At 65.5% G+C, this 12099-nt stretch carries 12 protein-coding genes and 1 riboswitch; of the genes, 7 read left to right on the forward strand and 5 right to left on the reverse strand.

The window, feature by feature from the left end; translation table 11 throughout:
- Positions 1-2: 2 nt before the first annotated feature.
- Positions 3-806 carry an endonuclease/exonuclease/phosphatase family protein gene (locus AC1DXS_RS02195; protein ID WP_477735990.1) on the reverse strand — a complete coding sequence of 268 codons (804 nt, stop codon included), beginning with the start codon at positions 804-806 and terminating at the stop codon, positions 3-5.
- A 497-nt stretch (positions 807-1303) separates the two neighbouring features.
- On the opposite strand from AC1DXS_RS02195, the gene AC1DXS_RS02200 reads away from it, so the two are divergent.
- Together AC1DXS_RS02200 and AC1DXS_RS02205 are read left to right on the forward strand one after the other, a co-directional pair.
- Positions 1304-1627 carry a hypothetical protein gene (locus tag AC1DXS_RS02200; protein ID WP_477735945.1) on the forward strand — a complete coding sequence of 108 codons (324 nt, stop codon included), beginning with the start codon at positions 1304-1306 and terminating at the stop codon, positions 1625-1627.
- A gap of 147 nt (positions 1628-1774) precedes the next feature.
- Positions 1775-2305, forward strand: a complete 531-nt coding sequence (locus AC1DXS_RS02205) for a hypothetical protein (RefSeq protein WP_477735946.1) — start codon at positions 1775-1777, stop codon at positions 2303-2305.
- A gap of 76 nt (positions 2306-2381) precedes the next feature.
- Here the strand turns inward: AC1DXS_RS02205 and AC1DXS_RS02210 are convergent, their stop codons facing one another.
- Together AC1DXS_RS02210 and AC1DXS_RS02215 are read right to left on the reverse strand one after the other, a co-directional pair.
- Entirely contained in the window at positions 2382-3452 is a 1071-nt protein-coding gene (locus AC1DXS_RS02210; RefSeq protein ID WP_477735947.1) for a flavodoxin family protein, read from the reverse strand.
- A gap of 155 nt (positions 3453-3607) precedes the next feature.
- Positions 3608-4162, reverse strand: a complete 555-nt coding sequence (locus tag AC1DXS_RS02215) for a Spy/CpxP family protein refolding chaperone (protein WP_477735948.1) — start codon at positions 4160-4162, stop codon at positions 3608-3610.
- Between the two features lie 298 nt (positions 4163-4460).
- A riboswitch (TPP riboswitch) is annotated at positions 4461-4581 on the forward strand.
- An 82-nt stretch (positions 4582-4663) separates the two neighbouring features.
- On the opposite strand from AC1DXS_RS02215, the gene thiC reads away from it, so the two are divergent.
- From thiC to thiE, 5 genes are all read left to right on the forward strand, one after another.
- Complete coding sequence (gene thiC / locus AC1DXS_RS02220) at positions 4664-6583, forward strand: phosphomethylpyrimidine synthase ThiC (protein ID WP_477735949.1); 1920 nt, start codon at positions 4664-4666, stop codon at positions 6581-6583.
- Between the two features lie 165 nt (positions 6584-6748).
- Positions 6749-7801, forward strand: coding sequence for a glycine oxidase ThiO (gene thiO / locus AC1DXS_RS02225; RefSeq protein WP_477735950.1), 1053 nt, complete (start codon positions 6749-6751; stop codon positions 7799-7801).
- Between the two features lie 11 nt (positions 7802-7812).
- Positions 7813-8022 (forward strand): sulfur carrier protein ThiS, encoded by a 210-nt coding sequence (gene thiS / locus AC1DXS_RS02230; protein ID WP_477735951.1) that lies wholly within the window; start codon positions 7813-7815, stop codon positions 8020-8022.
- Positions 8023-8161: 139 nt separating this feature from the next.
- Positions 8162-8980: a thiazole synthase gene (locus AC1DXS_RS02235; protein WP_477735952.1), complete on the forward strand. Its 819-nt coding sequence runs from the start codon at positions 8162-8164 to the stop codon at positions 8978-8980.
- Between the two features lie 153 nt (positions 8981-9133).
- The gene (gene thiE / locus AC1DXS_RS02240) at positions 9134-9769 is read left to right on the forward strand and encodes a thiamine phosphate synthase (RefSeq protein ID WP_477735953.1); all 636 of its coding nucleotides are present in this window, start codon (positions 9134-9136) and stop codon (positions 9767-9769) included.
- Positions 9770-9820: 51 nt separating this feature from the next.
- Here the strand turns inward: thiE and AC1DXS_RS02245 are convergent, their stop codons facing one another.
- Positions 9821-10927 (reverse strand): alkene reductase, encoded by a 1107-nt coding sequence (locus AC1DXS_RS02245; protein WP_477735954.1) that lies wholly within the window; start codon positions 10925-10927, stop codon positions 9821-9823.
- Positions 10928-11429: 502 nt separating this feature from the next.
- Positions 11430-12038 (reverse strand): glutathione transferase GstA, encoded by a 609-nt coding sequence (gstA, locus tag AC1DXS_RS02250; RefSeq protein ID WP_477735955.1) that lies wholly within the window; start codon positions 12036-12038, stop codon positions 11430-11432.
- Positions 12039-12099: the final 61 nt, after the last annotated feature.

Here is a 12099-nt window from a genome sequence, read left to right on the forward strand (position 1 = left end):
GTTCAGAGCTCTATTTCTGCCGCCAAGGGCGCGTGGTCGGACAGATGCGACCAGGGCCGCAACGGCAGCACCACGGGCGCATGGCCTATGGCGTTGCGCACATAGATGCGGTCCAGGCGCAGCAGGGGCAGGCGGGCGGGAAAGGTGCGGGCCGCCTTGCCGTTGGCCTGCACAAAGACTTCATGCAGCTCGGCGCCTTGTTCCAGCCGTGCGTGGGCGCGGTGCCGCCAGTCGTTGAAGTCGCCGGCGACGACCACGGGGGCGTGCGGCGGGATGTCATTGCGCACCAGCTCGCAGAGCATGTCCATCTGCTGCTCGCGGTGGGTTTCCATGAGGCCCAGGTGCACACAGACGGCGTGCACGTTGACGCTGCGGCCGGGGATCTGCAGCTCGCAGTGCAGCAGGCCGCGGCGCTCGGGGCCGCTGATGGAGACGTCGCGGTTCTCGAAACGCACGATGGGAAATTTCGACAGCACCGCGTTGCCGTGGTGGCCGTTGGTGTAGACGGCGTTGCGGCCGTAGGCGAACTGCGGCCAGATGGTGTCGGCCAGGAATTCGTAGTGCGGCGTCTCGGGGTAGTTGTCGAACCTGTCGGGGTGCTTGACGTGATTGCCCGTCACTTCCTGCAGGAACACCACGTCGGCGCCCACGCTGCGCACGGCTTCACGCAGCTCGGGCAGGATGAACTTGCGGTTGAAGAAGGTGAAGCCCTTGTGGATGTTGACCGTGAGCACCTTGAAGGAAAACGAGGACTCGGGGCTTACGGCGGCCAGCGCAGTCTGGGTGTCGGCTTCCACGGCGGCCATGTCCACCCGCGTGCCCGCTTTGGGCGGCGCGACGGGTACGGCCACGGACAGCGCGTCAGGCGCGCCGCGGCGGGCGCCGGAGGAAGCAGAAACGGCAGGATCGGGAACAGAGGGCTGCATAGGAAGAGGTGCAAAAAAGAGAGCGTTGGTGATGGGAGCCAAAGATGGAGCCCAAACGTGGGGGGCACGCATGAACAGCATACGCGCCTGCCAATCACCTTGGCGCGACCTTTAGTGGATTGTGGCCCGGCGCCTTTTCGGGGGGCTGTAGGACAGAAACTTATTTGCGCGCCCGGCCAGTGCGTTGCCTTGGCGCGCGCCGCGAGAAGGTGCTGCGCAACCACAGGCCGCCGGTGCTGTGTCCTACATGGCGCGGCGGGGCTCTCCGGCACGCCCGCCACGGCCCGGCCCCTAAATTGAAATCAGCCCCGTAATCACATCAGGGCATGTTTATTCACACGCCATTAATCAATGGGCCAACCGAAGAGGAACTGACCATGACGAAGTTTTCGATGAAATCCATTCCCGCAGCGGCTGCGATTGTTTCCGCCCTGCTGTTGGGCGCGCAGGTTCATGCGCAGACCGACACCACGACGCCGCCCGGAAGCGCCAAGGCGCAGGACCAGAACTCGGCGGCCCCTATGGGCGGTGCGGCCAAGACGCCTGAGGCACGCACGGCCGCCAAGGCCGACCGTGCGGCAGCCAAGGCCGCCAAGCGCGAGAAACGCGCGGCCAAACGCGCCCAGAACTCCGCCGCGCGTGACGCGGCCGCCACCTCCACCGGCGGCGCGCAAGGCCCAGTTGTGGGTGGCACCAAGTAAGTAACAGAACCTGCTTTGGGAGCGTGGCGGTTCGTCAAGGACGGCCATGCTCACGAAGCGGAGCAGGTGGGCCACAGCGGATGTCGTTGGGGCCCTGCCGGGTGGGTTGCCTTTGGCGGGCCCATCGCTTTTAAGAAGGAGACTGAAATGTCCAGATTCATGATTCGTTCGATTCCGGGCGCCGTGGCGCTGACCCTTGCATTGGCTGTCCCTGGCGCGTTTGCGCAGGGCCTTGGTGTGGGCGTGGGCGTGGGCGTAGGCGCGGGGGTGAGCGGTAGCGGCGGCACCGCCGGTGGCAACGCCGGCCTGGGCGTGAACCTCGGCGTCAATGCCGGGCAGAACACCCGCATCGATGCCGCCACGCGTGCCAATGCGATGGGCGGCGGTGACAGCGGTTCCGGCACTGCCGGTGGCCGTGTGGGTGCCGACGTAGGCGCGGGCGCCAATGTGTCGGGCCAAAGCGCCGGCTCGCTGGGCAGCCAGGCCGCCGGTGCGGTGGACAGCGGCGCACGCGCTACAGGCCGTGCCGCTGCGCGCACGGGCCATGCTGTACGAAGCGGCGCCACGCGCACCTATAACGGTGTGAGCAACGGCGTCGGCAATGCCACCGGCAGCGTCCAGGGTGGTGTGCAGGGCAGCGTCCAGGGCGGCGCGGCCGCGGGCGGCAGCGCTCACTAAACGGACCACCCACTGATCCGTCCAAAGCCGGGCGCGGGCATGTTCCGCCGCCCGGCTTTTTGCTGTCCTTCTTTTCTTATTTGGGCCGGGGTTGCCGCAGGCCCTTGCCGGGTTGGGGCAGTGTTCCGCCGCGCAGCGCCTTGACGGCGCCGGCCACCGCGCTGGCCACGTTGCGCACCTCAGCCTGCACGGCCTGATCGGCATCCAGCGTCTCGTGGCTGGTCGCATAGGGTTCGTAGTAGCCGATGTAGCGGTCCAGGCGGGCGATGCTGCCGGCGTCTATCAAACCCATCCAGTCCAGCCAGTCGCTGAGGCTGCGGCGCGCGCCTTCAATGCCCGCGACATCGCCGTGCACCACCAGGCCGTAGGTGCGGCCGGCCAGGTGTTTGGGATAGTCCCAGCCTTTCATCTCCAGTGCCTTGGCTTCCTCGGGTTTTTTGCCGTGGGTGCTGGTGGGGTCGGGGTTGCCGCCGTCGGCGCAGACCAGGCGGTCGATCATGAGCTTGAGCGGGCTGGGCGACTGGTACCAGTACACCGGCGTGAGGATGAGGATGCCGTGCGCGGCCGTCCAGCGTTCGTAGATCTCGGCCATCCAGTCGCTGGTCTGCCCCAGCGAATGGTTGGGGTAACAGCTACAGGGCCAGTGGCACAGCGGCATGGCGGTGGAGACACAGCCCTTGCATGGGTGGATGTTCAGGTGGTAGCTGGAGGTCAGCAGGCTCAGGTCCAGCACGTCGGTTTCCATGCCTGCGCCTTCGAGCGTGGTTTTGGCGGTGTTGAGCAGCCGCCAGGTCTTGGAGATTTCGCCGGGGCAGGTGCCGTCGTTGCGCGAGGAACCGCAGACCAGCAGCACGCGGGATGGCGAGGCGGGGTCTTTCCAGCGGGCCTGCGCCTGCTGCAGGCGCTCGCGCGTTGCCAGCCATTCAGTCGACAGCTCGTAATGGGGGTCGGCAAAGCCTTTGCCGGCCTTGCGTGTGTGGGGCGCCTTGCGGCCCTCCTGGTAGGCATCCCAGGCCAGTGCTTCGATGCGTGCGAGGGCGGGGTCTTCCGTGCGAAAGGCCGGGTCCACAAAGGACTGCATGAAGCGTTCGTGGAAAGCTTCGCGCGACAGAACGGCCGGCGCCTGGCCTTTGCGGACTGTGGTCATCCTGCCAGTTTAGGAAAGCTGCGGGCCCCGAAAGCCTGCATTCGATGCCGTCCTACGCGGGCTGGGGGCGGCGTCCGTCGGTTTTCAGGCGTGCGCAAAAAAGCCCGCACCGGCTTGGCGACGGTGCGGGCTTGCGGATGGCTTCAGGGACTGGCTCAGCCCTTTTGCGGGCCGGGGCCGCCGTGCTCACGGTGGCCGCCGCGCGGGCCGTGCTTTTTGTGCTCGGCATCAAAGGTCTTTTGCTGCTCGGGGCTCAGCACGGCGTAGAAGGTTTTGGTGGCTTCACCGCGCTTGTCCATCGCCGCGTTCATTTCGGCCATGCGCTGGGTGCGCATTTCCTTCATCTTGTCGATGCGCTGGGGCGTGGTCAGCTTGTCGAACTCGGCGCGCTGCTCCGCCGTGGGGCGGGGGCCGTGGGCGGGCGGCTGCATGGCGGCGGTGTAGGCCGTCCATGCGCCTTCCTGGGCGGGGGTGATCTTGAGCTTGGCCTTGAGTTCGGCCTGGTGCTTGGCGATCATGGCCTGCATCTTGGCGGGATCGTGGCGGCCCATGCGGTCGCCGTGGGGGCCGGCAGGTTTGCCGGCTGCGGGCGGCGAACCGGCGGGTGCTGCGGGGGGCGTTTGCGCCATGGCGCCGGCGCCGACGGTTGCCAGCAGGCCGGCGAGGACGAGGCTGTTGAGGGAAGCGGAGGGCTTGAATGCGAATTTCATGGGAACTTCCTTTCAGGGGAGAAGATGCCTGAAAAATCCGCTGCCGTGACATACGGCTTTTGGCTTCAGGTTGAGAGCAAGTGTGGTGGGCGTGTGTATCCACGCCGTTGCCCGAGCGATGAGATTTTGTAAAGTTGATTTAACACTCACCCCTGTTGGGACTCACTGCGTGTAGTCCCCTCTCCCCTTGCAGGGGACGGCGCCTGCGGCCTGGCAAAGCCAGTTCCGCGGCCCCCGCTGGCTTTGTCGGTGTGTAACTTGGTTATTTGCCATGGGTTGCTGCCCTGCATACAATGGCCACAGCTTGTCGGGGTGCCAAGGATGTTCCACCAGGAATGCCGAGGCTGAGATCGCAGTCTGCGAGACCCGCTGAACCTGATCGGGGTCATCCCCGCGTAGGGAACAACGCAATTGGCTCCGGCACTCCGTAGCGGCACCCCTAAAAGGCCGCCCAAGGACCCTCCGGCTCCCCAGCAGGCACCCCACCTCCTGGAGAACCACATGGCCAAAACCCGACTCACCGTTGACACCCAAGACCTCACGGGCCGCATCACGCGCACGCCCTTTCCCGGCTCGGCGAAGATTTACCTTGAGGGCTCGCGCCCCGACATCCGCGTGCCGTTTCGCGAGGTCACGCTGACCGACACCCTGGTGCATGAAGGCGCCGGTGAGCCGCGCCGTGAAGCCAACCCGCCCCTGCGCCTGTACGACGCCTCGGGCATTTACACCGACCCGGCTGCGTCCATCGACATCACGCGCGGCCTGCCGCCGCTGCGAGGCGCCTGGATCAACGAGCGCCAGGACACCGAGGCCCTGGCCGGCATCAGCAGCGCCTACGGCCGCCAGCGCCTGAACGACCCGGCCCTGGCCGCGTTGCGCATGGCGCATGCGCCCGTGCCGCGCCGCGCCAAGGCGGGCGCCAATGTGTCGCAAATGCATTACGCACGCAAAGGCATCATCACGCCGGAGATGGAATACATCGCGGTGCGCGAAAACCTGGTGCGGGCGCAGCTGGCCGAACGCCTGGCCACCGAACGCATGCCGAAAAAAGGGCACTCCTTTAACGCGGCCATTCCAGAACAGATCACCGCTGAATTTGTGCGCGACGAAGTGGCGCGCGGCCGCGCCGTCATTCCGAACAACATCAACCACCCCGAGAGCGAGCCGATGATCATCGGCCGCAACTTCCTGATCAAGGTCAATGCCAACATCGGCAACTCGGCCGTCACCTCGAGCATCGAGGAAGAAGTCGACAAGCTGGTCTGGTCGATTCGCTGGGGCGCAGACACGGTGATGGACCTCTCGACCGGCGAGAACATCCATGAAACGCGCGAATGGATTTTGCGCAACTCGCCGGTGCCGATTGGCACGGTGCCGATTTACCAGGCGCTCGAGAAAGTCAACGGCAAGGCCGAAGACCTGACCTGGGAAATCTTCCGCGACACGCTGATCGAGCAGGCCGAGCAGGGCGTGGACTACTTCACCATCCACGCCGGCGTGCGCCTGGCCTATGTGCCGCTCACGGCGAACCGCCTGACCGGCATTGTCTCGCGCGGCGGCTCCATCATGGCCAAGTGGTGCCTCTCGCACCACAAGGAAAGCTTTCTGTACGAGCGCTTCGACGAGATCTGCGAGATCATGAAAGCGTATGACGTGTGCTTCTCGCTGGGTGACGGCCTGCGGCCCGGCTCGATTGCCGACGCCAATGACGAGGCGCAGTTCGCCGAGCTGCACACCCTGGGCGAGCTCACGCAGATCGCCTGGAAGCACGACGTGCAGGTGATGATCGAGGGCCCCGGCCATGTGCCGCTGCAGCTGGTGAAGGAAAACGTCGACAAGCAGCTCGAGGCCTGCTTCGAGGCGCCTTTCTACACGCTGGGCCCGCTGATCACCGACATCTCGCCCGGCTACGACCACATCTCTTCGGCCATGGGCGCTGCCAACATCGGCTGGTACGGCACGGCCATGCTGTGCTACGTGACGCCCAAGGAACACCTGGGCCTGCCCAACCGCGACGACGTGAAGCAGGGCCTGATCGCCTACAAGATCGCCGCCCACGCGGGCGACCTGGCCAAGGGCTACCCGGGCGCGCAGATGTGGGACAACGCGGTGTCCAAGGCACGCTTCGAGTTCCGCTGGGAAGACCAGTTCCGCCTGGCCATCGACCCCGACACGGCCATGGCCTACCATGACGAAACGCTGCCCAAAGAGAACGCCAAGGTCGCGCATTTCTGTTCCATGTGCGGGCCGAAGTTCTGCTCGATGAAAATCTCGCAGGAGGTGCGCGAGTTCGCGCGGCTGAATCCGGCCACGACGACGCTGGCGCCGGCTGCCGGTACGATTCCGATCAAGCAGATCGCGACGGGCTTTGAGGAAAAGGCCAAGGAGTTCCGCGAAGGCGGCAGCGAGATTTATTCTTGAGGTTATGCCCCTCTTATCCCCTGTCCCTTCCCCATTCCCTCTCTCTCTGGGAGAGGGCTAAGGTGAGGGCTCCCCGGATTCAATGAACACCATCTTTTCATACGCCGCTGGCCCTCACCCCCACCCTCTCCCAGAGGGAGAGGGAGTAAGGCGGGGAGTGGGGCCATGAGCGCTCTCCACATCGGCATCGCAGGCGCGGGCCTGGCCGGCCGCACGCTGGCCTGGCGGCTGCTGCGCGCCGGCTGCCGCGTGAGCCTGTTTGATGCGCGGGTGCGCGGCGACCTGGCCACGGCGTCCATGACGGCGGCGGCCATGCTGTCGCCGCTGGCCGAGCTTGCGGTGTCCGATGAAGTTGTGTTCGCGTTGGGCCAGCGCTCCATGCAGCTGTGGCCGCAATGGATTGACGAGCTGGCCGCCGACGGCTTGCCGGTGTATTTCCGGCGTGAGGGCACGCTGGTCGTCGCGCATGCGCCCGACCAGAGTTCGCTGGCGCATTTCACCGGCCTGCTGCAGCACAAGCTGCCCGAGGCCGCGCGCGCGCAGGTGCACACGCTGGACGCGGCTGCACTGGCCCGTGCCGAGCCTGCACTGGCCGGCCGCTTTGGCAATGGGCTGATGCTGGACGGCGAGGGCCAGCTGGCCAACGACCAGTGGATGTCCGCGCTGGCGACCGAGATAGACCGGCTGGGCGGCAGCTGGCTTGAAGGCCGGGCGGTCGACGCGGTGGAAGATGGCCGTATTGAATGCGGCGGGCAAAGCTATGGCGTGGATGTGGCCGTGGATGCGCGCGGCGTGGGCGCGAAAGACAGCTGGCCGCAGCTGCGCGGCGTGCGCGGCGAGGTGCTGACGGTCGAATGCGATGGCGTGACTTTGCAGCGGCCGGTGCGCCTGATGCACCCGCGCTACCAGCTCTATGTGGCGCCGCGACCGAATCACCAGTTTGTGGTCGGCGCGACCGAACTGGAGTCGGAAGACACCGGGCCGGTGACCTTGCGCTCCACACTGGAGCTGGGCAGCGCACTGCACAGCCTGCACCCGGCTTTTGGCGAGGCGCGGGTGTTGCGGCTGGCGGCAGCGTTACGCCCGGCGCTGGATGACCATCGTCCAACGATTGCGCAGCGGCATGGTGTGTGGCATATCAACGGCCTTTACCGCCACGGCTACCTGTGTGCGCCGGCGCTGGTGGAGGACCTGGTTCATCAACTGTTGGGGCGGTGAAAATGGGTGACATGACAAGACTCAAAATCTCGCTGAATGGCGAAGCCATTGAAACCGACGCGCCGACTTTGCAAGCTTTGTTGCTGGCACGCGGCTACCCGCTGCAAGGCGCGTTTGCCTGCGCGATCAACAACAGCTTTGTGCCGCGCCCCCAGTGGGCGGAGCGAGCATTGCAAAGCGGCGACCGCATTGACATCGTCACCCCCATAACCGGAGGCTAGACATATGGAACACCCCCATCGTCGGTTCACTTCGTGTAACCTCCTTTCCCCCTTGCAGGGGGCGACGCTTGCGGCCTGGCAAAGCCAGTTCCGCGGCGTCTGCTGGTATGTACCGGAACCCAGTTGCCGGAGCAATTGAATGACTACATCCGCTGTCCCTTCTATCGCCCACGGCAGTCCCTGGACGGTCGCCGGTATCACGCTGTCCAGCCGCTTTTTCCTGGGCACCTCGCATTACCCATCGCCGCAAGTACTGGCCGACGCGGTGCATGCCAGCGGCACCGAGGTGCTGACGGTGGGCCTGCGCCGCTTGCAGCCCGAGAGCGGCGGCGGCAACAGCTTCTGGCAGCGTGTGCAGGCGATGAACTGCCGCATCCTGCCCAACACGGCGGGTTGCCACAGCGCCCAGGAAGCCATCACGCTGGCGCAGATGGCGCGCGAGATTTTCGGCACGCCCTGGATCAAGCTCGAAGTCATAGGCGACGACTACACGCTGCAGCCCGACACGGTGGCTACGCTGGAAGCCGCGACCACGCTGGCCAAAGAGGGCTTTGCCGTGTTTGCCTACACCACCGATGACCTGGTGATGGCGCAGCGCCTGCATGCGGCCGGCTGCGCGGCCGTGATGCCCTGGGCCGCACCCATAGGCACGGGCCGCGGGCCGCTCAACCCCTATGCGCTGGAGACCATGCGCCGGCGTTTGCCCGACGCGGTGCTGGTGGTCGACGCCGGCTTGGGCCGGCCCTCGCATGCCGCGCAGGTGATGGAGCTGGGCTTTGACGCCGTGCTGCTGAACACCGCGGTGGCCCAGGCGGGCGACCCGGTGCGCATGGCACGCGCCTTTGCCGACGGCGTGGCGGCCGGGCGCGCGGCGTATGAATCCACGCCCATGCCCGAGCGCGCGGCGGCACAGGCTTCGACACCGACAGTCGGTGTGCCGTTCTGGCACGCAAACTGATGCCCGGCGACTCCCGCTTTCTTACTCCCTCCCCCGCTGGGGGAGGGCAGGGGTGGGGGCCCGCGGCGGTGGAGTATGCGCTTATGCCGAGGCCGCAGGCCCCCATCCCCACCTTCCCCCAGAGGGGGAAGGAGAAATAACCGGAATGAAATCATGACGACAGACGCATTCGCACCTTTGACCGGCTCCATCGGCTTTTATCCTGTCGTTCCCGACGCTGCCTGGGTGCGGCGCCTGCTGGGCTGGGGTGTGCGCACCATCCAGCTGCGCATCAAGGCGGCGGACCACGACGCGGACGAGATCGCATGGGAGGTGCGCACCGCGGTGGCGGCCGGGCGCGAGGTGCCGGGCGCGCAGGTCTTCATCAACGACCACTGGCAACTTGCGCTTGAGGCCGGTGCCTACGGCGTGCACCTGGGCCAGGAAGACCTGGACACGGCCGACATCAAGGCCCTGCGCGAGGCGGGCCTGCGCCTGGGCCTGAGCACGCACACGCCGGCTGAACTGGCGCGGGCGAAGGCGGTGCAACCTTCCTACCTCGCGATAGGCCCTATCTACCCGACCACGCTCAAGGTCATGCCTTATGAGCCAGTCGGGCTGGAGCGGCTGAAGGCCTGGGCCAAGGACGCCGCACCCTATCCGGTGGTGGCAATAGGCGGCATTTCGCTGGCCTTGATGCCGGGCGTTCGGGCCTGCGGTGTGGATGGTGTGGCGGTGGTCAGCGCGGTGACGCTGGCGGCCGACCCGCAGGAGGCCGCGCGCGAGGGCATGGCACTGGCCGCAGCATAAAAAAGGCCGCCGGGTTTTATCCGGCGGCCTTTTGGCATGGCCTGTGGGTGATCAAGCCGACAGCACCGGGTAGTCGGTATAACCCTTTTCGCCGCCGCCGTAGAAGGTGTTCTTGTCGGGCGTGTTGAGCGGCGCCCGGGCGCGCAGGCGCTCCACCAGGTCGGGGTTGGCGATGTAGGGCTTGCCGAAGGCGACCAGGTCGGCGCCGTCGGCCACGGCTTTTTCGGCCAGCTCCTGGTCGTAGCCGTTGTTCACCATCCACGCACCCTTGCCGCCGGCCTTGCGGTAGACGGCTTTCAGCGCCGGGTAGTCGAAGGGCCGGTCGTCAATTTCACGCGGCCCGCCGGTCGCGCCCTCAATGATGTGGACATACGCTAGGTTCAGGCTGGCGAGCTGCTTGACCACGTATTCAAACAAGGCCTGGGGCTTGCTGTCGTGCACGTCGTTGGCGGGGGTGACGGGCGACAGGCGTATGCCGGTGCGGCCGCCGCCGACGGCGTCGGTCACGGCACGCGTCACTTCCAGCAGCAGGCGGGCGCGGTTTTCAATGCTGCCGCCGTAGTCGTCGCGGCGCTGGTTGCTGCCGTCCTTGAGGAACTGGTCCAGCAGGTAACCGTTGGCGCCGTGGATTTCCACACCGTCAAAGCCGGCCGTCTCAACCGCATTGCGCGCCGCCGCCGCGAAGGTGTGCACGATGCCGGGGATTTCGCCGAGGTCGAGCGCGCGCGGCTCCGAGGTTTCGACAAAAGTCGGCACGCCGTTTTCAATCAGCACTGTCTTGGTCTTGGCCGTGATGGCAGAAGGCGCGACCGGCTTGCCGCCATTGGGCTGCAGCTTGTTGTGCGAGACACGGCCCACATGCCACAGCTGCACAACGATCTTGCCGCCTTTTTCATGCACCGCATGGGTGACTTTTTTCCAGCCATCCAGCTGCTCGCTGCCATAAAGCCCCGGTACATCGGCATAACCCTGCCCCTGGTGGCTGATGGCCGTAGCCTCGGTAATCAGCAGGCCGGCACTGGCACGCTGGGCATAGTAGGTGCGTGCAATGGCCTGCGGCACGGCATTCGGCGAACGGTTGCGCGTGAGCGGCGCCATGACGATGCGGTTGGCAAGTTCAAGGTCACCGGCTTTGTTGGTATCGAATAAGGTGGGCATGAAAAGTCCTGAAGAAATACTGAGGGAGTGCTGAAATGAAAACAGGGCCAGTTTGGCCCTGTTTCGATTCGCTTGCCTCAAGCGGGGTTGCTCAAATCATGCTATTGGCCGGTTGGCTGTTCGGTATTCCTGCCCCACCCCTTGTGTATGCGCCGAGGAGCGCAGGTCCAGACGGATAAGGGCAAAAACGTGTCTGAGCGAAGCGAGTTGTTTTTGACCCCGTCTGGACCGAGCACCACAGGCTGCCCGAAGCGAAGCGGAGGGACGCAGACACCAGGGTCGCCTTTTGGTATTCGCGTAACTTCGCTTTGCGAAGTGAGCGAATCCCCACTGCGTGACCTTTTACTTTTGGTGTTTGCGTAACTTCGCTGCGCGAAGTGAGCAAACCCCGCGCGCGTAGCGCGCCTTTTGGCGAACAAAAGAAAACCCGCTTTGCGGGTTTCGATAAAAGTGAGTTGCCGCCGGGCAACCCCCGGCCCCGGAACTCAACCCAACATCAAAACTATTTAAGAAGCCCCTCATGCTTCATCGCCGCCTGCACAGACGGCCGGGCCGCCATGCGCTCACGGAAGGCCGCCAGGTTGGCGAAACCCGAGATGTCCACACCCACGCGCGGCGCCCAGTTGGTGACGGTGAAGAGGTAGGGGTCGGCCACGCTGAAGGCGTCGCCCATGAGGTACTGCTTGCCGGCGAGCTGGCCGTCGACCCACTTCAGGCGTGACAGCAGCTTGTCAATGACGATGGTTTTGTACTCGGCCGGCGTGGCGGCGTTGAACAGCGGGCTGAAGCCCTTGTGCAGTTCGGTGCCGATGAAGGTCAGCCAGGACTGCATCTTGTAGCGATCCAGCGTGCCGTTGGCGGGCGCGAGTTTTTTCTCGGGCACCTGGTCGGCGATGTACTGCACGATGGCCGGGCCTTCGGCGATGCGGGTGCCGTCGTCGAGCTCGAGCAGGGGCACATAGCCCAGCGGGTTGATGGTGTAGTAGTCGGTGCCGTCATCCAGCTGGTGGGTCTTGGTGGGCGCTGCCACGTGCTCGAACTTCAGGCCGGACTCGTGCAGCGTGATGTGCGGGGAGAGGGAACAGGCGCCGGGGGAGTAATAAAGCTTCATGGTGTCTCGTCCTTTGGTGTGGCGGGAATGTTGCAGAGCCCTTGATGCTAGCCGCATCGGC

It is taken from the genome of Polaromonas sp. P3_B1, assembly GCF_056402935.1.